The organism is Bacteroides helcogenes P 36-108 (assembly GCF_000186225.1).
Classification (GTDB): domain Bacteria; phylum Bacteroidota; class Bacteroidia; order Bacteroidales; family Bacteroidaceae; genus Bacteroides; species Bacteroides helcogenes.
Map to the genome: position 1 here is coordinate 3,647,089 of NC_014933.1, position 26,152 is coordinate 3,673,240.

General features: G+C 44.9%; 21 protein-coding genes and 1 CRISPR repeat array. Of the genes, 4 read left to right on the top strand and 17 right to left on the bottom strand.

Annotated elements, in window-relative coordinates; translation table 11 throughout:
• Positions 1 to 185: 185 nt before the first annotated feature.
• The 3 genes from BACHE_RS15145 (at position 186) to BACHE_RS15155 (ending at position 5,119) form a co-directional block, all read left to right on the top strand.
• A complete protein-coding gene (locus BACHE_RS15145; protein WP_013548589.1) occupies positions 186 to 1,190 on the top strand; it encodes a LacI family DNA-binding transcriptional regulator in 1,005 nt (334 codons plus the stop codon).
• A gap of 22 nt (positions 1,191 to 1,212) precedes the next feature.
• Positions 1,213 to 2,586 (top strand): MFS transporter, encoded by a 1,374-nt coding sequence (locus BACHE_RS15150; RefSeq protein ID WP_013548590.1) that lies wholly within the window; start codon positions 1,213 to 1,215, stop codon positions 2,584 to 2,586.
• 220 nt (positions 2,587 to 2,806) lie between these two features.
• Positions 2,807 to 5,119, top strand: coding sequence for a family 65 glycosyl hydrolase domain-containing protein (locus BACHE_RS15155; RefSeq protein WP_013548591.1), 2,313 nt, complete (start codon positions 2,807 to 2,809; stop codon positions 5,117 to 5,119).
• A 113-nt stretch (positions 5,120 to 5,232) separates the two neighbouring features.
• Here BACHE_RS15155 and BACHE_RS15160 read toward each other — a convergent pair whose 3' ends face one another.
• The 17 genes from BACHE_RS15160 to BACHE_RS15245 form a co-directional block, all read right to left on the bottom strand.
• Entirely contained in the window at positions 5,233 to 6,468 is a 1,236-nt protein-coding gene (locus tag BACHE_RS15160) for a sodium ion-translocating decarboxylase subunit beta (RefSeq protein WP_013548592.1), read from the bottom strand.
• A complete protein-coding gene (locus BACHE_RS15165; protein WP_013548593.1) occupies positions 6,468 to 8,300 on the bottom strand; it encodes a biotin/lipoyl-containing protein in 1,833 nt (610 codons plus the stop codon). Before BACHE_RS15165 ends, BACHE_RS15160 begins: the two co-directional genes overlap by 1 nt.
• Before the next feature lie 31 nt (positions 8,301 to 8,331).
• Positions 8,332 to 8,592 (bottom strand): OadG family protein, encoded by a 261-nt coding sequence (locus BACHE_RS15170; RefSeq protein ID WP_013548594.1) that lies wholly within the window; start codon positions 8,590 to 8,592, stop codon positions 8,332 to 8,334.
• Positions 8,593 to 8,902: 310 nt separating this feature from the next.
• Complete coding sequence (locus BACHE_RS15175) at positions 8,903 to 9,406, bottom strand: HU family DNA-binding protein (RefSeq protein WP_013548595.1); 504 nt, start codon at positions 9,404 to 9,406, stop codon at positions 8,903 to 8,905.
• A 532-nt stretch (positions 9,407 to 9,938) separates the two neighbouring features.
• Positions 9,939 to 10,827: direct repeats of the CRISPR family, unit length 32 nt; unit sequence GTTTCAATCCACACACCCGTATAGGGTGTGAC.
• A 170-nt stretch (positions 10,828 to 10,997) separates the two neighbouring features.
• Positions 10,998 to 11,288, bottom strand: a complete 291-nt coding sequence (cas2, locus tag BACHE_RS15180; RefSeq protein ID WP_013548596.1) for a CRISPR-associated endonuclease Cas2 — start codon at positions 11,286 to 11,288, stop codon at positions 10,998 to 11,000.
• Positions 11,289 to 11,297: 9 nt separating this feature from the next.
• Entirely contained in the window at positions 11,298 to 12,320 is a 1,023-nt protein-coding gene (gene cas1c, locus BACHE_RS15185) for a type I-C CRISPR-associated endonuclease Cas1c (protein ID WP_013548597.1), read from the bottom strand.
• Positions 12,317 to 12,985 (bottom strand): CRISPR-associated protein Cas4, encoded by a 669-nt coding sequence (gene cas4, locus BACHE_RS15190; RefSeq protein ID WP_013548598.1) that lies wholly within the window; start codon positions 12,983 to 12,985, stop codon positions 12,317 to 12,319. The genes cas1c and cas4 overlap by 4 nt, the downstream gene beginning before the upstream one ends.
• A gap of 10 nt (positions 12,986 to 12,995) precedes the next feature.
• Positions 12,996 to 13,922, bottom strand: a complete 927-nt coding sequence (gene cas7c, locus BACHE_RS15195) for a type I-C CRISPR-associated protein Cas7/Csd2 (RefSeq protein WP_013548599.1) — start codon at positions 13,920 to 13,922, stop codon at positions 12,996 to 12,998.
• 20 nt (positions 13,923 to 13,942) lie between these two features.
• Positions 13,943 to 15,631, bottom strand: coding sequence for a type I-C CRISPR-associated protein Cas8c/Csd1 (cas8c, locus tag BACHE_RS15200; protein ID WP_013548600.1), 1,689 nt, complete (start codon positions 15,629 to 15,631; stop codon positions 13,943 to 13,945).
• 2 nt (positions 15,632 to 15,633) lie between these two features.
• A complete protein-coding gene (cas5c, locus tag BACHE_RS15205) occupies positions 15,634 to 16,398 on the bottom strand; it encodes a type I-C CRISPR-associated protein Cas5c (protein WP_013548601.1) in 765 nt (254 codons plus the stop codon).
• Positions 16,395 to 18,542: a CRISPR-associated helicase/endonuclease Cas3 gene (locus tag BACHE_RS15210; protein ID WP_013548602.1), complete on the bottom strand. Its 2,148-nt coding sequence runs from the start codon at positions 18,540 to 18,542 to the stop codon at positions 16,395 to 16,397. The genes cas5c and BACHE_RS15210 overlap by 4 nt, the downstream gene beginning before the upstream one ends.
• Position 18,543: 1 nt before the next feature.
• Complete coding sequence (locus BACHE_RS15215) at positions 18,544 to 19,209, bottom strand: BRO-N domain-containing protein (protein ID WP_013548603.1); 666 nt, start codon at positions 19,207 to 19,209, stop codon at positions 18,544 to 18,546.
• Positions 19,210 to 19,786: 577 nt separating this feature from the next.
• The gene (locus BACHE_RS15225) at positions 19,787 to 20,767 is read right to left on the bottom strand and encodes a helix-turn-helix transcriptional regulator (RefSeq protein WP_013548605.1); all 981 of its coding nucleotides are present in this window, start codon (positions 20,765 to 20,767) and stop codon (positions 19,787 to 19,789) included.
• A 33-nt stretch (positions 20,768 to 20,800) separates the two neighbouring features.
• Positions 20,801 to 22,372 (bottom strand): peptide chain release factor 3, encoded by a 1,572-nt coding sequence (locus BACHE_RS15230; protein ID WP_013548606.1) that lies wholly within the window; start codon positions 22,370 to 22,372, stop codon positions 20,801 to 20,803.
• Positions 22,373 to 22,410: 38 nt separating this feature from the next.
• Complete coding sequence (gene rfbD, locus BACHE_RS15235; protein ID WP_013548607.1) at positions 22,411 to 23,265, bottom strand: dTDP-4-dehydrorhamnose reductase; 855 nt, start codon at positions 23,263 to 23,265, stop codon at positions 22,411 to 22,413.
• 47 nt (positions 23,266 to 23,312) lie between these two features.
• The gene (locus BACHE_RS15240; protein ID WP_013548608.1) at positions 23,313 to 23,852 is read right to left on the bottom strand and encodes a DUF4924 family protein; all 540 of its coding nucleotides are present in this window, start codon (positions 23,850 to 23,852) and stop codon (positions 23,313 to 23,315) included.
• 14 nt (positions 23,853 to 23,866) lie between these two features.
• Positions 23,867 to 24,520 carry a LysE family translocator gene (locus BACHE_RS15245; RefSeq protein WP_013548609.1) on the bottom strand — a complete coding sequence of 218 codons (654 nt, stop codon included), beginning with the start codon at positions 24,518 to 24,520 and terminating at the stop codon, positions 23,867 to 23,869.
• Between the two features lie 222 nt (positions 24,521 to 24,742).
• Here BACHE_RS15245 and BACHE_RS15250 point away from each other — a divergent pair, with 222 nt between their 5' ends.
• Positions 24,743 to 25,981, top strand: a complete 1,239-nt coding sequence (locus BACHE_RS15250) for a DUF4841 domain-containing protein (protein WP_041579488.1) — start codon at positions 24,743 to 24,745, stop codon at positions 25,979 to 25,981.
• The last annotated feature ends 171 nt before the right edge of the window (positions 25,982 to 26,152 follow it).

The following is a 26,152-nucleotide window of genomic DNA, read 5'->3' on the forward strand; positions in this document are numbered from 1 at the left end:
ACAGCTTTCTCTTACCGAGTTTTTTTCGGTACAGAGGCAGAAGGAGTTTGTGTGCCATACGCAATCGTTTGCACAAACTTACTATCCGATAGCACCAAACGGATAGGGACGGTTTGCCACATTCCGTTATTTTTGCAGCCGGATTAACGAAGTTTCCTTTATCTTTGTTCCCAAAAGACTATGCCATGAATAAACCTCAGATAACCATCAAGGACATTGCCCGTGCACTGAACGTCTCTCCCTCCACCGTATCAAGAGCGTTGAAAGACAATCCGGACATCAGCAAGGAAACCCGTGCCCTTATCCATGCCTACGCGCGCGAACATAATTATAAGCCCAATGTACTTGCCGTAAACCTGCGTTCCAGCCGCAGCAATACCATCGGAATCATCGTTCCACAACTGGTACACCACTTCTTTTCCTGCGTACTTAGCGGTATCGAAAAGTCTGCTTCAGAAGCCGGATACAACATAATCATAGCTCAAAGCAACGAGTCGTACGAGCAGGAGGTGAAGATTGTGCATTCTTTCCTTGCCGCGCGTGTCTGCGGTGTCATCGCCTCGCTGGCCAAGGACACTGCCCGATACGACCACTATCAGGAACTGCTGAACAATAATATCCCCATCGTCTTCTACGACCGCATCTGTACGGGACTGAAAACGGAACGTGTGGTGGTGGACGACTATGCCGGCTCCTTTGCCGCTGTGGAATACATGATACAAACGGGATGCAAACGGATCTTCTTTTATGGCGCCGCGCCGCATTTGGAAATCACCAAGAACCGGCGCAACGGCTATCTGGACGCCATGAAGAAATACAAGATACCGGTGGATGACAGCATGACGCTGCTCTGCGACAACCGTGAGCGTGCCATTGCGCTGACCCCCGACCTGCTGGAAAGTCCCAACCGCCCGGACGGATTCTTTGCCATCAACGACGAAACGGCATCTGGCATATTGTATGCCTGCAAGTTGGTGGGTGTGAAAGTGCCAGATGAAGTTTCCATCTGCGGATTTACCGACGGAGCCATCGCCCAAAGCACCGACCCGAAGCTGACCACTGTGGAGCAGCATGGTGAGGAGGTGGGCAAAAGTGCCTTCAGCATCCTTATTGCCAAGCTGGAGGGAGAGGAAAAAAGCCCTAATAAGATAGTGCGCACCAATCTGGTGGTGAGAGGAACGACGAAATGAATACTAATACCATATTATAACCATGAAAGCAAAACCCGATTTAAGTTTCTGGAAGCTGTGGAACATCAGCTTTGGTTTTTTCGGCGTACAGATTGCATACGCCTTGCAGAGTGCCAACATCAGCCGTATCTTCTCCACTCTTGGAGCAGACCCGCATAACCTGAGCTACTTTTGGATTCTGCCGCCACTGGCAGGCATCATCGTGCAACCTATCGTGGGTGCAGCAAGTGACAAGACGTGGACACGCTTCGGGCGACGCATCCCCTATCTGTTTATCGGCTCGCTGGTGGCGGTACTGGTGATGTGCCTGCTGCCCAATGCCGGCAGTCTGGGCATGATGGCAAGCACCGCCATGATATTCGGGCTGGTGTCGCTGATGTTCCTCGACACGTCTATCAACATGGCAATGCAACCTTTCAAAATGATGGTGGGCGACATGGTGAACGAGAAACAGAAGGGATTGGCCTACTCCATCCAAAGCTTTTTGTGCAATGCCGGCAGCTTAGTGGGGTATCTGTTCCCGTTCATCTTCGCATGGGTGGGCATCAGCAATACAGCTCCACAGGGCGTAGTGCCCGACTCGGTGATTTACTCTTTCTATATAGGAGCAGCCATCCTGATATTCTGCGTCATCTACACATCGGTCAAAGTAAAGGAAATGCCGCCTGCCGAATATGCCGAATACCACGGAATCACAGAGGAGCAGGAACATGAGAAGACGAACATGCTGAAGTTGCTTGTCAAGGCTCCAAAGGCTTTCTGGACGGTGGGACTGGTACAATTCTTCTGCTGGTTTGCTTTCATGTTTATGTGGACCTACACCAACGGCAGCATCGCAGCCAATGCTTTTGACGCCCCGACGGTGGAGCATACAGTGAACGGCATCAGCAAGATTATGCTCGACACCCAAAGCCTGCAATATCAGGAGGCGGCCAACTGGGTAGGCGTACTGTTTGCCGTTCAGGCCATCGGCTCCGTGCTTTGGGCCATCTGCATACCTATGTTCAAAGACCGCCGCTTCATCTATTCTCTCAGTCTGGTGTTAGGGGGCATTGGGTTCATCTCCACCTATTTTGCACACAATCCGTACTTGCTGTTCGTATCCTTCATGCTGATAGGCTGCGCATGGGCAGCGATGCTGGCGCTGCCATTCACCATCCTGACTAACGCCCTGAGTGGCGGGCACATGGGAACTTACTTGGGACTATTCAACGGAACCATTTGCATCCCGCAGATCGTGGCGGCTGCCTTGGGCGGAATCATACTCGCCGCATTCACACCGGAAGGCGCACTGCCTCCCGAAATCAACATGCTGGTGATGGCAGGCGTGATGCTGATAATCGGTGCGGTTTGTGTATATTTCATCAAAGAGGCCAAAGAAGAAAAAGCAGGCTGAAAATCCACCTCAGAAATACTCTGAAGCAGAACCATCGACCGACACCGGGTAACATCCTGTTCCACACCGGCGAAGGCATCGACCGACACTGGGGAACAATACCTTCCCCGGTGTTCTTTCAGCCTCATTCTCTCCTTTCTATATTTTTGTCCTCGTTTTTCTTCCTGATTACCGCATATTGCTTATCTTTACACCGATAACCACAGAACACACACGTACCATGAAGAAATATCTCAAGACCGATGAATGGAACATCATCGAAGACAATTTTCACCCCGACCGCCTGCGGATATCGGAAAGTATATTCAGCCTCGGAAACGGCCGGTTCGGTCAGCGAGGCAGCTTTGAAGAGCCCTACGGCAGCGACACCTACCGTGGCTCCTTCGTGGCCGGCATCACTTTTCTGGACCGCACCCGCGTGGGATGGTGGAAAAACGGCTTCCCGCACTTCTACACCCGCATCCCCAAAGCGGCCGACTGGAGCCGTATCGGCCTCCGCCTCATCGACGAGGAGCTGGATCTGGCCACATGGGACGTCAACAGCTTCCGCCGCTGCCTCGATATGAAAGGCGGCATCTCCCTTCGCGACATGGAAGTGACCTCTCCCCGTGGAAACCGCCTCGCTATCCATGCGGAGCACATCGCGGACATGGCCCGCCCCAACCTCTGCCTCATCAAGTACAGCGCCACCTCCATCAACCATGACGGCAGAATCTCCCTCGTCCCCGTCATCGACGGCAATGTGGTGGAAGACGACGAGCACCCCGGCGAGAAAACATGGAACATCCTTCGTTCCGGCGCCACGGGCGACTGCGCATACCTCTGGACGCAGACCCGGCGCGAAGACGCCCAAGTGTGCTATGCCATGACCTACCGCTTCTTCAAAAACGGTAAGGAAACTACCGCCAACCCGATACGCATCGAAAAGGAAAGGCAAGCCGGATTCAGCATAGGCCTCGACGTGAAGCCCGGCGATAGGGTGACACTCGTGAAATACATCTCTATCGTCTCCTCACTCTACTGCGAACGGCAAGAACTGGTGGAAGAATCACTTGCACAAGCACGACAGGCAAAGACCCTCGGTTGGGATGCCCTGCTGCAAGAGCACCGCCAGGCCTGGCAAAACATCTGGAACGACGCCGACATTCTCATCGAAGGCGACCCCGAAGCACAACAAGGCATCCGCTACAACATCTTCCAACTCTACCAGACCTACCGGGGTGACGATCCCCGCCTCAACATCGGCCCCAAAGGCTTCACCGGAGAGAAATACGGCGGAAACACCTACTGGAACACCGAACTGTGCTGCGTTCCCTTCTTCCTGTTATCCACCCCGAAGGAGATTGCCCATAACCTGCTGATGTACCGCTACCGGCAACTGCCCAAAGCCATAGAAAACGCCCGTAAGCTGGGATTTGGAGGAGGCGCCGCCCTCTTCCCTCAAGTGACCTGCAACGGCGAAGAGTGCCACAGCGAATGGGAAATCACCTTTGAGGAAATACACCGCAACAACATCATAGTCTATGCCATCAACCAGCACGCCACCCTGACCGGCACGCTGGACTACATCGCCCGCTACGGACTGGAGGTGATGATAGCCGTAAGCCGCTTCTGGAGCCAACGCGTTTCCTTCTCCCGTCCCAAGCAGAAGTACGTGATACTGGGCGTCACCGGCCCCAACGAGTACGAAAACAATGTGGACAACAACTGGTACACCAACTACTCTTGCGTGCGATGCCTCCAGATGACCCTCTCCTACCTCGAAATCATCGCCCGGAAGTACCCCGAAAAATATGCCCGCGTACGCCGCACTACCAATCTCGACCAAATCGGAGAATGCGAACGGTGGCAAGATATCATCCGGCGCATGTATCTGCCTCAAGACGAAGAACTGGGCATCTTCATCCAGAATGACGGCTACATGGACAAGGAACTGCAAAGCGCCGACACCATTCCTCAAGAAGAACGCCCCATCAACCAGCATTGGTCATGGGACCGCATCCTGCGTTCCTGCTACATCAAGCAAAGTGACGTACTGCTAGGTCTCTATCTCTATTACTTCAACTTCGACACAGAAACCATCCGCCGGAACTTTGAGTTCTATGAGCCGATGACGGTACACGAATCCTCCCTATCGCCCCACATCCACTCCATCCTTGCGGCACGCATCGGCAAGGTGGAAAAGGCCTACGAACTCTTTCTGCATGCCACCCGCCTCGACCTCGACGACTACAACAACGAAACCGATCAGGGGCTGCACATCACCAGCATGCCTGGAAGCTGGCTCGCTGTGGTACGTGGCTTTGCGGGCATGCAGATATATAATGGCACACTGAGTTTTTCGCCTGTGCTGCCACAGAAATGGAACAGCTATTCGTTCAAAGTGAACTACCAGGGAAACACCCTTCACATAGAAGCAGGGAAAGAAATAAAGCTCTCACTGATTGCAGGAGACCGACTGGAGATACAGGTATATCGGGAAAGCTATACACTGGAACAGGGAACGGAACTGGAGATTCCGATGGAGAGGTAAAACAAGAAACAAATATAACTCAGGCACGGCCACACGGATTCCGCAGATTACTTTCTGCCATAATGCAGCTTTTTATCCGCAAAATCCGTATAAGCCGTGCCTGAAAAATTTTCTTATCCCAGGAAGGAAATCAGCACGCCTGCCGCAACAGCCGAACCGATCACACCGGAGATATTACTGGACATGCAGTAGTTCAGCACATGGTTCTTTGGGTCATACTTTGTCGCAATGTCATTGCACACACGGCTTGCCATCGGCACGGCACTCAATCCCGTAGCTCCAATCAACGGATTAATCTTCTTTTTACTGAACAGGTTGAACAGCTTCACAAAGAATATGCCACCCGTGATGGAGAGGGCAAATGCTAAAAAACCACCAATCACAATGCCAATCGTAGTCCAATTGAGGAACGCCTCGCTCGTCATCGTAGCACCTACACTCAGCCCCAAAAAGATGGTAGCCGCATTCATAATGCTATTTGCGGCAGCATCAAAGAGCCGGCTCGTATCGGAACCGATTTCCTTAATCAAATTACCAAACATCAGCATACCGATCAAAGGAACAGCCGTAGGCACAAACAATGCCACGATGGTAGTCACCGCAATCGGGAAGATAATCTTCAGTACACGCAGGTTCTTTATCTCGGTCTTCGAAGGATAGAGCTTCTCCTGTTCCTTCATATTGATCATCAACTCCTTCTTGGTGCAGAACAGTTTCACCACCATCGGGATGATGACCGGAACCAATGCCATGTACGAGTAGGCCGCAATGGCGATAGGGCCAAGCAAATGAGGAGCAAGCTTAATGGTGGTAAAGATGGCCGTAGGTCCGTCAGCACCACCGATAATACCCAGCGCACCGGCTTCTTTCGGCGTAAAGCCCATAGCCACCGCACACAGCAGCACGGTGAAAATGCCAAGCTGTGCGGCCGCCCCGAAGATGGAAAGCCGCAGGTTGCGGAGCATCGGCCCGAAGTCCGTCAAAGCCCCCACACCCATAAAGATGATGGGCGGCAGGAAACCGGTCTTAATCAGCATATAGTAAATGAAGTTCATCAGTCCGAGGTCGTGTGCAATCTCGTGCAACGGCATCTCCCAAATGTTCTTCAACTCATTGCCCACCAGTACCATTCCATTCTCATCTGCCTGAATCACGCCCATATCACCACCGGGGAAGTTCGCTATCAGCACACCGAAAGCGATGGGAACCAGCAACAACGGTTCGTAGTGCTTCTTGATACCCAGATATAGCAGGATGAAAGCAATGGCATACATCACAAGAAACGACGGATCGGCAATGATATTGCTGAACGCCGTCATATCATAGAGTTTTGCAAATATTTCTTCCATTATCCTATCTTCATTAATACATCATCTTCAGAAACAGAGTCACCGGAGTTCAGGCAAACAGCCACTATCGTTCCGTCAAAGTCGGCGCGGATGGCATTGTAGGTCTTCATGGCTTCGATGTAGCAAAGGAGGTCGCCCTTCTTCACTTTATCGCCCACCTTCACGGGAGTTTCCTGCGCGTTCTTAGTCAGGAAGAACTTGCCTTCCAACGGAGCCGGTACATCCTGCCCTTCACCTACGGGAGCAGTAACCTTCTCCGTAGCCGAAGCCGGGAGATCGATGTCACCGTAAGCCACTGTCACACGATAAGCCTGACCATCCACCTGTACGGTAAGGGTCTTCGGTTTGGCGTCATCCAGTGGAGATTTGTCTCTTTCGGCACGGCGTTTCTCCACATCGGCCAGGAAGTCTTCTTTCGCTTTTCCGCTCTTGTAGGCTTCATACTGTGCCGGGTGCATGGCATACTCAAAGAGTTCTTCATCATCTTCGCCCAGTTCCCACTTATTCTCCTTCATCAGCTTACGGTACTTGTCGAGCGCATCGGGATAATTGTCCTGCGGATTACCCGTAAAGAACTTACGCCCTTCACGGTCTGCCTTCTCAATGATTTCGGGAGCCAACTTACCCGGCAGCTTACCGGCTTTGCCCAACAGCATGTCCCAAATGTCATCGGCAATCATTCCCCAGCGTTCCTTGCCCTTCTCCATAGCAATGACATTCATCATCGAGAGGTTTTTGACATACTGGCTGAACGGAGTGACCAATGGAGGATAACCCACACGAGGCCATACGTAAGCCACTTCATTGAACAACTTGATGAGCAATTCATCTTGCTTCATAAACGGCAAGTTACGTTTTGCCTTGTACTTGTTGATAGATTCAAGATTGCTTTCCAAATCGGCCATCAAGCTGCCCATCATACCACCCGGCAAGCCCGGCCCGATGAGCAGGGAGTTCATCAGACGGTTACGCGGAGAAATGTACAAGCCCAAGAAGTCATCCATGAATTCCTGAACCAACGCACGCACCTTCATGTATGCCTCCATATCGATTTCAGGCACTTGGAAACCAGCATCCTTCAACATCGCTTGCACGCTGAGCAAATCGGCATGTCCTGTACCCCATGAAAGCGGTTCCATACCCACATCAATATAGTCGCAGCCTGCCTCGCAGACCTCAAGGATGCTTGCCATGTTGAAGCCCGGACCGGCATGGCTGTGATACTGGACAGGAATATCTTTAATAGCCTTGATGCCTGACACGATCTTGCCCAATGACACCGGACGTCCGATGCCCGCCATATCCTTGATGCAGATTTCATCGGCTCCTGCATCAATCAGTTTCTTCGCCATATTGACGTAGTATTCCACCGTATGCACCGGAGAGAAGGTGATGCAAAGCGAGCATTGCGAAATCATGCCTGCTTCGTGGGCATAACCGATGGAAGGAATGATATTCCGTGTATCATTCAGCCCGCAGAAGGTGCGCGTGATGTCTGTGCCCTGCGCTTTCTTTACCTTATAGAACAGTTTGCGCACATCGGCAGGCACGGGACTCATGCGGAGTCCGTTCAGTGCACGGTCCAGCATGTGTGTCTGAATGCCGGCTTCGTGAAACGGTGTCGTCCATTCGCGTACGGCTTTATTGGGATTCTCGCCAAACAGAAGATTGACTTGTTCAAAACCTCCTCCATTCGTTTCTACACGGGCAAAACAGCCCATCTCTACAATAGCAGGAGCTACCTTCACCAGTTGGTCAACACGGGGTACATATTTTCCGGCACTCTGCCACATGTCCCTGAACACCAAGCTGAACTTAATTTCTTTTTTCATACTAAATTATTCAGTGTGTTTTTATATAAGATTATTTTATTTTCTCTATTTTGGCAACCTTTCCCTTACCTTGTGTCACTACCGTTACAGCCGCATTGATGGCTGCCATGATATTTCCCGGAATAGGAGCCGGAACATTGGCCGCAACTTTGGAAGGCACAGCTTCCTCGGGTGCATATTTATTCACAAGTGCGATAAGTCCTTTTCCTAAATTAATAACAATCAGCAGTATAGCAAATACCGTTGCCATACCTACCACCATCAGCAGAAGTGCTGTATTCAAGTTTTCCATATAATAATTTATTAGTTATTTTGTCAGATTCACAAAAAATCGCTCGAAATTAGCGATAATTACTCAAAGATTATAGCTGTATTATAATAAAATATGCTAAAACGACATGGCTCCTACCTGACCATAAAGCCACTCATTTATAATCTGTACTGAACAAAATAGCACTTTTTATATTCAAAACAATAGACAGAATGAATAAAACGGGAAAACAATAATGCCCCTGCCTGACCGGGAAGTCATGCAGGGGCATTGATTGATTACGCCAAACTATGCACAGAAATGCAAATGACGTGAGACCGTGAGGTGACGATTATCCCAAGGGATTTTCATTTTCGTCACCACCATCACCAGTACCACTACCGGAGGTTCCGCCATTATTACCGCCAGTGTTGCCACTATCTGTTTCCACACCAGCAAATTTCGCTATATCTTTCCAATCAACATCCACATCCACCATCGAACGTGTAGTGACCTGCTTTCCGCTGCTACGCTTCACTTCGGGAAGGAAACGCACACGAGTACCATTAATTTGTCCGGAATTTACTTCATTAGCCGTAGCAACTCCATTTTTGTTAGTGGAAGCGGTATAATAGAAAGTACCTATACCCTCAATTTTCACCGTGCGTCCCATAGCCATATAGTCGGCCATCACACCTCCTAAGTTCTTGAGCACGGCATACGTATCACCGCGAGTCACGGTAGAGAGCAAGGCCAGTCTGTCTGCCACCTTGTCCGTAGTAATGTTACCAGTGGTAATTGCTTTCGGATACCACAAATCATTCAGTCTTGATTGAAATTTCTTGTAAAATGCCATAATAGTAATGTTTTTAAAATTAATAACGTATGCATGAATTCTTTTATCTCACCCGAGAAACAGAAGTTTTCATCGTGAGGCCTCAACGATTCAGCCATCTGTTTTTCTCAAATTCGATGTTGCAAAGTTAGGGGGAGATACAAAGGAAAGCAAGAAAATGACATCTACAATCATTTTCATCAAACCACTAACAAACAGCATATTATAAAACAAGCATCTCTACAAGAAGAAAGCAAACATAGAGCAGGAATAAGAACAATATAGTGGTAATCTCTACAATCGACACTCATAAACGGCTGATAATGAAATCACCTGTCTTTTCCGATCTCTACAATACAATTATTATATGCTTTTTAGTCTTGTTGAGGTTTGCCACCATTATTTTCGGGCATTCTACATCACCTAATACAAGCTTCTTCAAATGTTTTAATAGAGAATCCGTGATTCTGTTTCTTTTTCTGATAGTATCTTTTACAACGTACTCACATATAGGTGAGTATATAATCCCACACATCAGTTTCCGACCAACCGAGTTTCAATCCACACATCCGTATAGGGTGTGACTATTTCGGCGTTTTGCGGGTGGCAGTCTCCCCGCTGTTTCAATCCACACACCCGTATAGGGTGTGACTGATGACAGATTGTGCGTTGCCGTCAAGAGACGAGTTTCAATCCACACACCCGTATAGGGTGTGACTTATAACTATAACGCTCCGATTGCGCTTTCGATGTTTCAATCCACACACCCGTATAGGGTGTGACAACGCTTAGCTATCGGCATGACGGACAATATACAGTTTCAATCCACACACCCGTATAGGGTGTGACGGCAACATACCACTTTTATAAATGAAATAATCTGTTTCAATCCACACACCCGTATAGGGTGTGACTTGGTATTCGACCAATTAATATACTACCCAAATAAGTTTCAATCCACACACCCGTATAGGGTGTGACCATTTCTTTGTAGTCCAATTCTGTTCCACAAAAGGTTTCAATCCACACACCCGTATAGGGTGTGACTTCGGTGTTTGTTGCCACCTGAGCACCGAACTTGTTTCAATCCACACACCCGTATAGGGTGTGACCAAACCGCATTGTTTTAAACAGTACACCCCGAACGTTTCAATCCACACACCCGTATAGGGTGTGACGTCAAATTTTTGTTTAACTGCTCCATCACGTAATGTTTCAATCCACACACCCGTATAGGGTGTGACTCTCTATTCTTTCGGATGCAGTCTGCCTGGAGCAGTTTCAATCCACACACCCGTATAGGGTGTGACTAGTTATTGTTTCGTGCCCTACATTCCCACCGACGGTTTCAATCCACACACCCGTATAGGGTGTGACATCCAAAAAGTTGCACCTTTGCACCGGACATCAGTTTCAATCCACACACCCGTATAGGGTGTGACTCTATACTAAATAACGTATTATAAGCCAGTAAGTTTAATCCACTATTATGCGAACCATTACTATCTTTTTAGCTTCATTATAAAAAACGCTCCACAAAATGAATCAATCTACTGATTATTAACGTCTGCGAAATTACTACTTTTTTTGTAATGCTACACATTCGCACGCATTATATAATAAGAGCATCATTTATTTTATAAGCTGTTTCAACACCTAACACTTCTACCCTCCTATTTTCGTTCTTGCTGAGGATATAAAACCGAATGCTATCAAGAGACATATCAATAATATTCTTGATACGTTCTTTCAAGAGACAATATTGTGCTTCTGTCACCTCGCACTCAAAGACGGAATTTTGTACCCTCTGCCCATAATCTACACAAGCCTTAGCCACACGCCGCAAGCGGCGCGCACCTTCTTTACTTGTAGTATCAACATCGTAAGTTACAAGAATGTACATAGTCACAATTCATTTTACCAGAAATACCGGATAATCATCAATGTCTTGCCTGATATATCTTGCCATCAACATAGCCTGCACATAAGGCAGAAGTCCTATTTCCACTTTTTCATTCAAATAAGGATGAATGATTACTTCCCGCTTCCTACTCTGCCATGCTGAAATAAATGTTTTCTTTCCTTTATCTGTCATTACAACCCCACTATCACCTTGAAACAAAAAGTCCTTAGTCGTTATCTGCCTTTTATTGATTAACGACAAGACAAAACGGTCTCCAAGATAAGCACGTAATTCTTCCATCATATCCAAAGCCAACGACGTGCGTCCAGGACGAAGCGTATGAAGAAATCCTACGTATGGGTCGAGGCCAACAGTTTCGAGTGCGGCAGCAACATCATTTGCAATCAAAGTATAAGCAAAAGACAGCATGGCATTTACAGCATCCTTAGGAGGACGACGGTTACGGCCATAAAATGGAAAATCAGCCTTCTGATTAAGTATCAAGACCGGTAACACTTCAAAATAGGCATTTGAAGCCATACCTTCATACCCAATTAGTGTTGTCTTATCTTGAGCCTTCAAAGCATCACGCTTGGCACGTTCCAATACTTGCACCGCCCTATTAATATCTTCATTCTCACCATAATCGCGAATATATCTCCTCAATATATTACGATAGTTTTGAATCTTCCCCCCAATCATCAACTGCGCCACATGTAACGACCAAGATGCATCATCCGACAATTGGTACTGTTTTTTGCGTAACAGTACATTCCCTTTCGTAGCACCTTGAACCCTGCTAACAAACCTACCGTTTGGAGAAAGAAACGTAAGTGATATGCCATTGTCACTACATAGTTTCATCACGCCGGGACTTGCTCCCATGTATCCGAATGTAACGATGCCTTCTATATTTATGACAGGAATACGAAACACCTCCTCCTGCTGAACAGATATAACGACATTCAGCCCGTCCTTACTAAGATACGCTTCCGGTGTCGTCACATACAAAGTATTCAAAAGCTTTCTCATTGGTACAGATTTCTATTAAGGTAATTATCTACCGAAGTACAATTCTTCACCGTTTCCGGCATGCAAATATCTTTCAACGAGCACTTATCACAATGTTTTCCATATTCAGCCTTCGGAATAACCGCTTTACTAAATATATCGTGCATATCCCGAACACATTGTCTGACTATATCTCGCAGTTCCTCCGTGATATCCACATTAACCCGATGGCGAAGCTCCCCATAAAAGAACACACCGTATGGTATATGGATAGCATACATTTCTTCTATACACATGACTTGTGCTGCCAACTGCACTTCATCCACCTCGTTTCTTTTCGGTTTACCATGTTTATACTCCACAGCAACCGGTTGCCATCGTCCCGGATAGTTGGGATGCAAGATAGTATTTTCAAGAGAAGAAGACGGAAGTAACTCTATGGCATCAGAGATACCATAGAGCCCAAGTTCACGCGAAGCGATATTCACCGCACGCAATGTTATCTGGTCACCACACTTTTGTCTATAAAACGGATCATCTACATGCTTGTGCATAATCTGCCCTTCGATGGTGAGACGATTATCGTCCCATTGCTGCTCAATGTGTATCAAAGCCCATTGCCGGGGACAGAACCTGAAGTGCTGAATCCCCGACAACATGAGCATATCATCTTCGCCGTACTGCATGAGTTACGAGTTAAATTAGTTCTTCAACAGTAACTTTAGGAAATCTCTCTTTTAAAATTGCTTCTATTTCCTCTTTGGATGTGACTTCGTAGTCACCAAAAGAGCGAGGGAAATCCACTTCCTTATTCTTTATTTGTACGAGATCAAATAACTCTCCAGCTCTTGCATTACCCAAATGAGATTCATGCTTAAATACGAACAACGCTCTTGGATTCATTTCGCCTCTTGCTGCTGCATGATCATTCTCAAAAGCGTTAATCATAGCATCGAACAACAATTTCTTATCATCTTCGGAGAAACCAGTCTTTGCTGCATCAGTAGCAGAGATGAAACCGTGCATGCGGTAGAGTCCGTAGCTTACGGTGTTCTTATTTCCAATAGTATTATTACCTTTAGCATCTTTCTTAGTAACGCAACAACGAGTAACACTATGGGATTTGGCAAAAACCGGGTCGATAGAGCGAGCAAATGTCAGTTGGACAGGGCCACGTACCACCCCAAGTCCCTTAATTTTCTTCTTAGGTGATTTACCCTTTGTTTTATCTCCGTCATTTTCATCTTCAACCTTTTCATCACCCGTACTCATTACTGCACCGAAAGTACGAATATCAAAATAATTTTTACACATCTCTCCACGTCCGGATTCGACAGCTTTCTTTTCATCCTCTATTTTCTTATCCGCTTCATCTCTTACCTTCTGAATAAGAGGATTCAATACATTTCCCTCACGAATGAAAATATCATAAGGAGATTGGAGACCTTCAGCAAGTTGTACATAGTTGCGGATTTTGCGCTTAATGCATACATCAGTTACTAATCCATGATTGGTTTCCTCATCAGTACGAGGCATGTTGTCGAAATCAGGATCACCATTAGGATTTCCATCTTTTACGTCAAACAGAAAAACAAAATCATAACGATTCTTAATTGCTTCCATGATTATATTTATTTTGATAGTTAATTATTTTCATTATTATTCTCGTTCTGCTTTGTATTATATTGATAATAATAGCCCAAAGCAAATTCTCCACGTTCAGTAAGCGTGAGTTTGTCAGGGAAATGTTTAATTTTTGCCACGATTTCTGTGATAGACTTTGTGTATGCACCTTTTGTCTTTTTCTGATATACAGGAACATATTGAGTCAACAGTATCCCCATCACCCTGCCAGGTGTATTGGATGCGGAGGCGAAGAATCTGTCTTTAATAGAACTATTAACTTCACCTTGGGCCATGAACTGCAATTTGCAAATCAAAGCAAATAAACGTCCGCAAAGATAAGCTTTGCTTTCATTCTGTTCATCTAATTCTTTATTCATATAATATGTATTTTTAATGTTTCTATTTAATACCAATCGGACAACTGTTGATTTCTCAACGCTGAATGTTTTCTTTTCGTGTTCAATTTGGTCGAGAACACTTTGCAGAATCATTAGGGGCAAAGCTGTATTGGTCAATGCTGCATGCCATAGGATAGTTCCTATCCTTGCCTTGGCTTTTGCATCACTATCTGTCGGATCTTTTTTCTTTTTGATACAACTGTTTAGAATGTTATTTATTCCCGGATAGATTATTTTGCCATCTTTGACTGTTTCAATATCATCGAACCATTGCTTCAGGTTCTTTTGATACTGAGTAACACTTATCGCTATCCAATCCCTTACAGCAATACGTGCAGCAGCAGAGGATATGGTACAACAATAGAAATAGTTCTCCATTTCGGTATCGATGCTTTGATACTCTCCTGTCGCTATTGATGAGAAGAGCTTTTTTACTCTTTCTTCTGTAGGTTGGAGGATATCCGAGAAAGGATCAATGTCATTGTCTTGTTCTTTCGTCCAAAACAAAGCAATAGTATCATCACTTATGTTTTGACGATTTGAAAACTTAAATTTCTTTTCTCCTTTTTTCCCTTTTTCTACTATTATTTCATGTCCATTCCCTACGAGATATCGAAGCGCTTCAATATAGTTTCTTGCACAATTAGTACATATACCAGAATTCAAATTACCTTTAAGATTGTACGATTCAAAGGCATTCGTATTGTATGAAACCAACATACTACCAGCAGTTTGTCCTTTGGGCAACTTAACCGGCCCATGAGGTTCATCAAGAATAGGATATGTATTTGTGCCACAAACAGCGCACAGATTTCCTTGTTTTTTTGAACATAAGGTATCTTCGTACTTTTTCTTTATTGCATCTTTAACACATTCAAGGGAAACCAGACGAGTAGAGTTGACCATAAAAGTCATATTACTATTTTGTTTAGCAGGGGGTAAATTTGAAAATGCTTTTATAGCCTTTTCAACCTCTTTGGGTTTATTGTAAAAAGAAAAAATAGGAAAAAGCTCTTGAACTTCTTTATACTCCTCCAACTTTGCAAGATATTTTTTATGCTTATCCTCAGCTTTATGCTTATCCTTAGAACCTTCAAATCCTAAAGTTTCTTGCGGTTTATCTAACAATAGTCGTGCTTTCCCCTGTTTTGCTGTCAGCATTTCAGCTTCTACAGTAATGTCACAAGGAATTAACTGAATGAAATTACCATCCTGATCTATAACAATATCCCAACTGCATTTTTCTTCTTTTAATGCATCATGGCCTTTTCGGATTCTCTTGCCAAGTTCTACTAATTCTGCAAACATACTTATTCCTCTTCTTTTTTATTGAATTCAAACAATATGCTATTTACAAATTCATTCTGCTTCGCACGCAAGTGGGACGTAGAAAGCATCTGCTCATTAAGTTCGTCAGGACATATCAATGTACTATTACGTACAACGGCATCATACATGTAGATGGGTTTTGCTTTATGGTCTTTATCATACCAGATATCGAACAACATGCTACCTATTGGATATGTCAGATTCAGCTCATTCGCGCGATTTTCATCTTCCTGAGTTACTGGGAAGAAATCACATGAGAATTCACGAGTTCCGAGATAAGGCTGATGCCAGCATTGCCCCTTGTTCAAACGTCGTACAAACATATCACGATATTTCACTATTGGCTCACAAGGATTTCTGCCTTCGCTCTTGTCTCTGTTCTTCACTTTCTCTATATTTACTTCGGACATATAGATAGCTGCTTCAATAATGTATTCAACATCACGAAGTACAACGCTATTTCTTTGTGCTCGATTTCCAGAGTCGGAAATATCAACAGGTCTGTCACTTTTTATAATATCGTTTAGCTCATTCCTCTTAAAAGAAGAGAAGGCAACAGGCTTCAATACTCTGATACTCTTTACCACCCATTGAAACTCGGGTTTCCATAAGATACACTCCAAAACACCTCGTGCCGCTGAAGGCGTCATGCAGGGATAAGTCATTCGCTCTACTTTCAGAGCAGGTTGGGTAAAACAAGCATAATCGCCCTTTACCCTTACTTTTACAAAATTTTCGTCAATCATATATAGTAAATTTCATCTTCGTTATTTATTCCTATTTCTTTAGAATATGCTCCAAACCAAATTTTTATACCGTTCGAGGGCCTTTTATTCTTGTCATCATTATTATCTTTAGACCTGTCATACACTTGAACACTATACTGAGCGATCTTCTGATAATCTTTTCGACTAAGATATTCTTTATCTTTAATCTCGTTGTACAAATGTAAGCTTTCATTGTCATATCGATAAATAAAGAATGTTGTGGTATTACTGTTTATGATATGATATTTTTCTGCTACCTCTTGGAACTTCAACTTCTTTCTCTCAGGCGTTATGGCGTCCTCCGCAGCATACAATTCTATAATCTTTGAATAATAATCCGAATAGAAATCAGCATCTGTCAGTCGGTTCTCATTGTTTCGATAACACAACTGTGCATATTGTGCAAATGTTTCATATTGACGTGAAGGCTGACCTTCATCCTCTAATTGGAATAAATAGACTTGACCTTCTTTCAATTTGCTCTCTCTATTGCAACGTCCTGCCGATTGGATAATAGACTCTAAAGGAGCCAATTCTCTGAATACCACAGGAAAGTCCATATCAACACCAGCCTCAATAAGCTGAGTAGAACAGAGGATTAGTTTTTTCCCATCCTTCAAATTTTGTCTAACCTCATTAATAACCTCCATTCTATGTATTTGACACATATTGGTCGAAAGATGAAGAACCGGTATTTCACTTTTTTCTTTCAACTTGTCAAACAGTGCCATTGCCTTTTTCTTCGTATTACATACAATGAGTGCTGAGTCATTTTGTTCCACCACGCAATTTGCAATACTTTCGAAAGATTGGGCTTTGTAATCATCAATGGATATGTACTTGACTCGTTTAGTGGAAGTAAAGACAGATGCTGGATTCTCGACAAGTGGCGTGATATGATCTATTCCACAGAAATCCTTCCTCGTCTGGAAATTAGGTTGTGTGGCCGTACAAAACAAAAAACTGCATCGGCAAAGGTGCAACATATCATTCAGCATCTTCATTGTACATTCGGCAAGATTCACCGGCAATGTTTGAATCTCATCGAAGATTACAATCGAATCTTGCAGATTATGTAACTTACGACATTTTGAACGTTGATTTGAGAATAGAGACTCAAAAAATTGAACAGCAGTAGTAATCACTATAGGATAATCCCAGTTTTCTGTCGCCAAATATTTTGAATCTCTGCAATAACTTTCTTCTTCGTTGGCTCCTTCATAGATTACATTTGAATGATGTTCAAGTATTACATCATAATCTTTAAATATGGTTTTAAGTTCATTTGCAGTCTGGTCAATGATGCTGATGAATGGCAGAACAATCACTATTCGTTTGATGTTAGGATGTGCTTTGGCATGATAGAGAGCCCAGCTTAGGCTTGTCAAAGTTTTTCCCATGCCCGTTGGCAATGTCATGGAGAAACACCCCTGAGTTGTATTTGCAAGACTTTGGGCATAAAGCCTTACATTTGTTCTCAACTCGTTCAGAGAAGTAACCTGTTTGAAAGAATCGAACCGCTTATTCAAGGCTGCCAAGAGCGTATCCACATCAAGAATTTTGCATGAACGTGCATCATACTGTTCTTTATGGAAATGCCGCTCCGTATCAAGACTATCCGCATCAACAAGTGCACTATAAAGCAATCGTGTGAATAGTTCCTTTTGAAAGACATCTCCTATTTTGTTAAATGAACTATTCTCACATATTGATATAATGACACCATCTTCTTCCATAGCCTGATGGATTTGATTATATCTGTTTTCATCTTTTGCACATTGTTCTAATGTTTTGAACAACATATCTCTATTGGGAAGCCCTGCATGATGTCCTATAACTGAAAATGCGACATTCTTGTTCATTCGTGCCATATAAGCCCCCCATTTTGCATGTGGTTCCTTTTCTCCTCTTGACCTTATATAGTTTTGAAATCCCTTGCTGTATTTTCCAATATCATGCAGTAAACCACAATACGAATATATCTCGGCAAAATCATCCGACAAAGCAAAAGATTTCATCAATTCTGCGACACCCTCACTATGTTGCTTCATTGACTGCTCTTCACCATTGCTGTTTTCAGAATGTGCTATATATTTATATTTGCTTTGTTTCATTATATTCATTTTATTCTTCTCTTTTTTCACCACCTTCTATCTCCCCTTCCGGCTTCTGAGCTTCAAAGGACTTCTTTGCCGACAAAGGGGTTACTACTTCACGTCCGGTTTTCAACTCCAGTTGTTCTCGTGCCACACGAGCCACATCACCACCGTCAACCGCACACTGCATGTTTTCACCCAACGTCTGAGGATCTTTCGCTTTAGTAATACTTGTTGTAGAAAGCTCGGCCAACATATTAAGAACCAATTCTTCATTGGTCATATTGTCCCGTAGATTTTCTTTCTTCAAACCCTTGAACTGTTTGTACTCCTTTGCCGACTTTCCGGCCCATTGCTGGTAGATGATGTCTGTGAGAGTGGCATATTGAACACCGTCCACGTTGTGCAGTTTCCATTGGTCGGTAAGGTCTTTACGGATTTCATCTGTAAGTCGCATCTTACCGTCTTCGGCACGCAGTTTCAACTGGTGACAGTTTGTCACCGGTTCAAAACCGTCTTCTTTTAGACGCTGTTTTAGTTTATTCCAATATTTTCGTGCAGCTTGGTAATCCTTGCTTTCTACAAGGATTCCAACTACATCAACTATCGAAAAATACCATTTTTCCTTTTCGTCATCCCACACGGTGCGGACTTTGCGTTCCTCAAACAATTCTAATGTTTCCTTCTTTGTCATATCCGGTTCTGTTTATATCATTAATATTTCGTCCGCCCAATGGTTGTCAAAGCTGAGGCCTGTGGCTTTATATATCAGCAACCCCTTTTTGATGGTCTTCATTGGTTTGTATTACCCACTGCCCACTCTCTTTGCTTTGATACAAATGTGATATCAACTGTTTTTCCGTTATCACCAATCATTGATTTAAGATTATAAGTTACAAACTTATGAAATAAATCACAAAACTACAACAAACATGAATGATAATAAATTTAAGATAGCCGCAGCACTTTCATTCTTATTTTTTACCATTCCCCTCTCATGTAGTCCAGTCACTCCTCTCACCCCTTTAGAGCACCTTCTGAAAGGGGGTACAATGAGTCAGGAACTGAAAGCTATTCAGTCAGGGACTGAAAGGCTTTCAGTTCCTGACTGAATCACGTTCGTTCAATGAGTGAAACGGAAGCACCCTGCAAGAAGAAGGATTTCGGAAACTGTTTGTAAACAAAAGTAAACAGGATAAGGATACCGGAAACATGGCACAACAATAATATTCTTCTTGGTTCTTCAAGAATCAGGTCCCCTAAAAAAAGTCTTAGCAATTCCCTATCACCCACTCCAATGCCTCTCCGTCGGCAAACAGTCTGTCGTCCGCCTGCATCATCCGCTTCTTCAGACGGAACTTTTGCTGGGACACGGAAGCGGGAGACACGGCAATGAGCGTGGAAATCTGCGCATTGCTGAAGCGCAGACGAATAAGCATGCAAAGCTGGCTGTCGGCAGGCGTAAGCTGGGGAAAACGCAGGACAAGGCGCTTGGAAGCGCCCTTGTAAACTCGGTCCGTAAGGCTCTGCAAATAGTTCCACTGGCTATCCGCAAGGAATTTGGGCTGGGCGCGCAACTGTTTCACCACTTCGTCTGCATCTATCATGGCAGAAGCAAGTGCCTGCACCTGCCCGTCGAGTAACCGGACACGCTCGCTCTCCTTTTGCAACAGTTCCAATTCGCGAGGCATAGGGTGGTCTTCATACTCCTTGAGGCGGATACGCAGTGATTCGTTTTCTGCATACAAACGGCCTCCGTGCTCCATGAGGTTCGTCAGCGAACTATGCACTTCCTCACGCTCTTCGTCGGTAAGCGACATCTCTTTCAGGCACTCTTCCAGTCCCTCCCGTTCGCGTTCATTGTTGCGCAAGCGCTGTTCGTTCTCACTCAGGCTGATAAGGTAATTGCGATGACGACGCTCTTTCTTGAACCGGATAAGGCTGAACAGCATAGCAGCGGAAATACAGAACATCAACACAGAAAACACTCCCCAAAGGAAACGCTCGTAACCCCTGACGGGCTTTAGCCGCAGACGCTTCCCATCGGAAAGTTCCTTTATCAGATTGTATTCACGATGCAAGTCGGAAATCAGACGGACGGCCTGTGCACTGTCGGCAGCACCGAACTGCACCAGCGAGTCGGCACGGACGAGGGATTGTTCGTAGTCCATCAACGTTTTACCGGAAGGTTTTGAACAAGCTGTCAGCCCCACAAGGAGAACCGGCAAGAGAAAGAAAGGGATGTGTTTCATCTTGGAATGTTGTGTTTATAATAAATGGATTCTTTAGAACTCACTTGTAAAGTGGAACTTGATATGCTTAAAGTCCATCTGTGCCATCTGCAACACATATCCGCTATCTGCCAAGAAGACATCCCTGCCCTCGCGGTCTTTCGCCATATATTGATACTTACGTTTCTTGAAGGCTTCCAATTCTTCGGCGTCGTCGCTCTCTATCCAACAAGCCTTATACAAACTGACCGGCTCCCAACGGCACTTTGCGCTATATTCATTCTCCAAGCGATATTGGATAACCTCAAACTGAAGCTGTCCTACCGTACCGATAATTTTACGCCCGTTAAACTGGTTGACGAACAACTGAGCCACACCTTCATCCATCAACTGGTCGATACCTTTGGCAAGCTGTTTCTGCTTCATCGGATCGGCATTCTCTATATACTTGAACATTTCCGGGGAGAAACTCGGCAACCCCTTGAAGTGTAAAGCCTCACCTTCGGTCAGTGTATCGCCGATCTTGAAAGTTCCGTTATCCGGCAGACCGATAATATCGCCGGCCCAAGCCTCATCGACAGTGGTCTTGCGCTGTGCCATAAACTGTGTAGGTGACGAGAAACGCATCGTCTTGCCATGACGCACGTGCAGGTATGGGGCATTCCGCGTAAACTTACCCGAACATATTTTACAGAATGCGATACACGAACGATGGTTAGGGTCGATATTGGCGGTAATCTTGAATACAAAACCTGTGAATTTGGATTCTTCCGGTTCCACCTCGCGTTCCTCTGCTTTTACCGGACGGGGACCGGGGGCTATCTCCACGAAACAATCCAAGAGTTCCTGTACGCCAAAATTATTCAGTGCCGAACCAAAGAATACAGGAGCAAGTTCGCCTTTCAAGTATTCTTCCTTATCAAATTCCGGATAAACACCGTCTATAAGTTCCAACTCGCCACGCAGCTTGTCCGCCAACTGGGAACCGATCTGCTTATCCAGTTCCTCTGTATCGACATCCACCTCCACCTTCTCGGTCACCACCTGCTTGGAAGGCTGATAAAGATTCAGATTATGTTCATAGATATTATAAACACCCTTGAAGCGGACACCGCTTTCGATAGGCCAGGTCAGTGGGCGTACATGGATGGAAAGTTCTTCTTCCAGCTCATCGAGCAAGTCAAACGGATCTTTGGCCTCACGGTCCATCTTATTGATAAAAATAATTACCGGTGTATTGCGCATACGGCATACCTCCATCAGCTTGCGGGTTTGCGTTTCCACACCCTTTGCGCCATCCACCACGATGATTACGCTGTCCACAGCCGTCAATGTACGATAGGTGTCTTCGGCAAAGTCCTGATGACCCGGAGTATCAAGGATATTGATCTTATAATCGTGGTAATCAAACTCCATCACGGAAGTCGTTACAGAGATTCCACGCTGTTTTTCTATATCCATCCAGTCTGACGTCGCTGTCTTTTTTATCTTATTGCTCTTTACGGCTCCCGCCACCTGGATTTGTCCGCCGAAAAGCAACAGTTTCTCGGTCAACGACGTTTTACCGGCATCCGGATGTGCGATAATCGCAAACGTCCGCCTTCTTTCTATTTCTTGGTTTGCCATATATAATATAGGTTCATTTATCAATAAACATGATTCCACTATTTTTCCAATTCCTCAATACACGCCTGCAAACTATCTTCCCAATGAGGAATTTCAATACCGAATGTTTTCTTTATCTTGCTCTTGTCTAACACAGAATAATGCGGGCGCGGTGCTTTGGCAGGAAACTCATCCGTATGCAACGGACTTACCTTGCAAGTCGTTATCCCCGCCAACCGATGGATGGCCAAAGTAAAATCATACCAAGAGCAAACTCCTTCATCACTGAAATGATAAATGCCGGGAACAATGCCCCGGTTGACTGCTGTAAAAATAACACGTGCCAAGTCATTGGCATACGTCGGTGTACCTATCTGGTCGAAAACAACACCCAACGTTTCACGCTCACGTCCCAAACGGAGCATTGTCTTCACGAAGTTATTGCCATAAACGGAATACAACCATGCCGTACGGATAATCATCGCACGGCTGCAATTCTTCATGACCGCCTGCTCTCCGGCCAGCTTGGTAGAACCATATACCGAATTGGGACAAGGAGGCATATCTTCCGTATAAGGAAGATGTCCCGTTCCATCGAACACATAATCCGTTGATACCTGTATCAATACAGCGCCGCGAGCTTCGGCAGCCGCTGCCAGATACCCCGGTGCAAGATGGTTCAGCTTGTCACAAAGTTCCACATTATCTTCCGCCTTATCCACTGCCGTGTATGCAGCGCAATTGACGATTACATCCACCTGATGGTCGGCAACAAATGTGTGTACTGCCTGTTCGTCGCAGATATCCAATTCTTGTACGTCTGTAAAGTAATAGGTGTGTTGGAAATTCTCCTGCGACAACACTCGCATTTCATTGCCAAGTTGACCGTTGGCTCCGGTTATTAAAATATTCATTAAAAAAGTTACACTTATAATTGATGTTACGATGAACAATTCTTTATTTAGTCCAGTTCCAATTCACCCCGTTTCTCCTTATCATAATAATTGGCAAGCAATGAAATGAAACTGCTGACAGCTTCTATCGCCTTGGCTGTACCCTGGCTGATTTCTTTCTTCTGCAATTTCAGTAACAGCACTCCGTAAAGAGCTTCGAAGCAAGTCTCCAGTTCTGATTCTTCTTTCTGACTACCTTTCCGGCGCAACTCCACAATGAAAGGCAATGCCTTGAAATATGATACATTATAAAACGGATATTTAGTGGAAGCGAGCAGCCCTGCATGAAGTTCCGTCAGGTTCTGTATCACGTTCCGATTGATTTGCAGATGCCCCTTTTCTTTCACCCCTTCGGTCTGCATCATACCGACGAGGTTTCCGTACCATTCTTCCAGTGCAGGACGTTCTTTTTCCGGGTATCGGGAAACAATATTGCGGCATATTTCATCAACATCGCACTTGTTGGCACGAATCAGATCCTCTACCTGCCACATATATATAAGGTATTCGGCTATGTTCTTTTCTTTCAGTTGCTGTGCAATCTTCATTCTCAAATTATCAATTAGTACAACGACTCTCCCATCAGCGTAAACACCAATCCGAGCACGGACACCACGATGACAATGCTTCCGATGATACGGTTCAATATCCAAATGCCGCGCAGGTTGAATTGCTTACGGACTTTGTTGACAAAGAAAGTAATGCCAAACCACCATGCCAAAGCTCCCAACGCAATGGCGAGATAACCGGTGACAGCCTCAAAGACCAGCACTCCTTCACTGACAAAAGCAAAACGGGCGAAAAGACCTATGAAGAGGAAAATAATCAGTGGGTTGGAAAGTGTGACGGCGAATGCCGTTATGAAGTTATGAAAATAGGAACCTTTGTTTGTAGAAATCGGACGAATGGACTGTACAGGGTTACTGCGAAATGTATAAATGCCAAAAACCAACAGGAGAATGCTTCCGAAAAGTTGTAGATAAAATATATTCTTATTGACGTAATCAAAGACAAAACTCATCCCATAGCCCGTCAACAAGGCGTATGCAATATCACTCAACGATGCTCCTATACCCGTTACAAAACCATACCATCGGCCTTTATTCAGGGTGCGCTGGATGCATAATACGCCTACAGGACCCAACGGTGCAGACACAATAACACCGATTATGAATCCCTTCCACAATATGTCAAATATGGTCTCTATCTGAATCATGGCTGCAAATATCGTATTTTTTTATGAGACAAACGAATAGTGTTAACGTTTTTTCCACGTAAAGTCTCCCAAAATAGACCCATTTCACAGCAAGACATACAACACACAGCCATTTAACGTTAAAAAAAAGCTCAATTCTAACATTAAATACAAGTTTCTGCAAAACACATGCAATAAAAAGATTATCTTTGCAGCAACGATAATCCTTTAGAACACAATCGAATGAAAACAATTTTTATCAATCTTCTACTTGCAGCGGCCTGCATCATGCAGTTTGCCTCCTGCGAAAAAGGCAGTGTGTATAATCCTGACAGCATCAGCAGCACAAAAGACCTGACCGCACCAGCCGATTTTGACTGGAAAACCTCTGAAAGCACGATCCTATCCATCACATCTCCCGTAAGCACTTTCGCCTCCATTTATACGGATGCCGCATGCAGCGCAGACAGCCTTATCATGGAGAATATAGCATTGAACGCCAATGAAGCTAAAGAAATATCATTGGAATTACCTACTTACATCACAAGCGTGTATGTACAGTATCCTACCGCCAACGGAACGGGTACATCGGAAGTCAATGTCGGAAGCATGACGCGTGCCGCCAACAAGTCATTGGTATTGCCGGCTACAACAGCAAGCAACACAGACTCAGACAACAAGTTCACACATGTATATTATCCTAACAAGAATAGCAAGGGTACACTCATGTTTGAAGACCTCTATCCATCAAAAGGAGACTATGACTTCAATGACTTCGTAATCGGATATAATGTGGATGCCTTTTTCTCCGTAGGCAGCAATGGGGAAACTCGTGACGGTTTCACGATGACCTTTCAGGTTCGTGCTATCGGCGGTTCACTGCCTTTCCGTCCGGCACTGCGGTTGAAAGGATGGGCCATGTCCAATTTAGAGGGCGCTACGATAGAATTCAAATCAACCCTAAATGACATCAATATGGAATTGGTATCCGGACGCAGCGGTAATGACGATGTGATTTTTGTAATCAACGGCACAGAAAATCTGAAAAGCGGTGGTTTCTATAACACGTATGCCAACAAGACGAGCACCAATTTTCCTGTCATAACCTGCAAAGTCATTCGCAACAATAAAAATGACGAGAGAAGATTCCTAAACTATATGTCCTTAGCGGCAGCATTACCCAACTATTTCGACTTCTTCATACAGAACACCTCTACCACAGACGAAATCCACTTCTACGGGTTCGGTCCTACGGATATGTGTACCACACAAAGCTCCACCACCGAATACAGAGACCCAAAGAGCAAATTAGTATGGGCCATCGCCATTCCGCAACTGATCGCTCACCCCCAAGAAGGTACAGACATTCTCAAGGTATATCCCAACTTCAAAGGATGGGTGTCGAGCGGAGGCAACAGCAGCGTAGATTGGTACACAAAGAAACCGCACGATACAGTCATCGACTTAGGCGACATAGATTAATCCGTCTTGTCCCTATTTTCCATATCTTCCTAATGTCAGCCGTCCGGTATTTACCATTCGGCTGACATTTTTATTTCTTCTTTTATTCGCCTCACCCAATGATTTTATTTATCTTTGCCGTCAATAAAAGATGAAGACACACAGAATAGTGGCTTCATCCGTAAACCGTAA

Bases quoted from the DNA above. Each gene is read 5' to 3' on its own strand.
- BACHE_RS15245 (WP_013548609.1), bottom strand. From the start codon at position 24,520: ATGATTCAGATAGAGACCATATTTGACATATTGTGGAAGGGATTCATA.
- BACHE_RS15250 (WP_041579488.1), top strand. From the start codon at position 24,743: ATGAAAACAATTTTTATCAATCTTCTACTTGCAGCGGCCTGCATCATG.
- BACHE_RS15210 (WP_013548602.1), bottom strand. From the start codon at position 18,542: ATGAATATAATGAAACAAAGCAAATATAAATATATAGCACATTCTGAA.
- rfbD (WP_013548607.1), bottom strand. From the start codon at position 23,265: ATGAATATTTTAATAACCGGAGCCAACGGTCAACTTGGCAATGAAATG.
- cas2 (WP_013548596.1), bottom strand. From the start codon at position 11,288: ATGTACATTCTTGTAACTTACGATGTTGATACTACAAGTAAAGAAGGT.
- cas7c (WP_013548599.1), bottom strand. From the start codon at position 13,922: ATGGAAGCAATTAAGAATCGTTATGATTTTGTTTTTCTGTTTGACGTA.
- cas8c (WP_013548600.1), bottom strand. From the start codon at position 15,631: ATGTTTGCAGAATTAGTAGAACTTGGCAAGAGAATCCGAAAAGGCCAT.
- cas1c (WP_013548597.1), bottom strand. From the start codon at position 12,320: ATGAGAAAGCTTTTGAATACTTTGTATGTGACGACACCGGAAGCGTAT.
- BACHE_RS15160 (WP_013548592.1), bottom strand. From the start codon at position 6,468: ATGGAAGAAATATTTGCAAAACTCTATGATATGACGGCGTTCAGCAAT.
- BACHE_RS15145 (WP_013548589.1), top strand. From the start codon at position 186: ATGAATAAACCTCAGATAACCATCAAGGACATTGCCCGTGCACTGAAC.
- BACHE_RS15215 (WP_013548603.1), bottom strand. From the start codon at position 19,209: ATGACAAAGAAGGAAACATTAGAATTGTTTGAGGAACGCAAAGTCCGC.
- cas4 (WP_013548598.1), bottom strand. From the start codon at position 12,985: ATGCAGTACGGCGAAGATGATATGCTCATGTTGTCGGGGATTCAGCAC.
- BACHE_RS15165 (WP_013548593.1), bottom strand. From the start codon at position 8,300: ATGAAAAAAGAAATTAAGTTCAGCTTGGTGTTCAGGGACATGTGGCAG.
- BACHE_RS15225 (WP_013548605.1), bottom strand. From the start codon at position 20,767: ATGAAACACATCCCTTTCTTTCTCTTGCCGGTTCTCCTTGTGGGGCTG.
- BACHE_RS15230 (WP_013548606.1), bottom strand. From the start codon at position 22,372: ATGGCAAACCAAGAAATAGAAAGAAGGCGGACGTTTGCGATTATCGCA.
- BACHE_RS15170 (WP_013548594.1), bottom strand. From the start codon at position 8,592: ATGGAAAACTTGAATACAGCACTTCTGCTGATGGTGGTAGGTATGGCA.
- cas5c (WP_013548601.1), bottom strand. From the start codon at position 16,398: ATGATTGACGAAAATTTTGTAAAAGTAAGGGTAAAGGGCGATTATGCT.
- BACHE_RS15240 (WP_013548608.1), bottom strand. From the start codon at position 23,852: ATGAAGATTGCACAGCAACTGAAAGAAAAGAACATAGCCGAATACCTT.
- BACHE_RS15175 (WP_013548595.1), bottom strand. From the start codon at position 9,406: ATGGCATTTTACAAGAAATTTCAATCAAGACTGAATGATTTGTGGTAT.
- BACHE_RS15150 (WP_013548590.1), top strand. From the start codon at position 1,213: ATGAAAGCAAAACCCGATTTAAGTTTCTGGAAGCTGTGGAACATCAGC.
- BACHE_RS15155 (WP_013548591.1), top strand. From the start codon at position 2,807: ATGAAGAAATATCTCAAGACCGATGAATGGAACATCATCGAAGACAAT.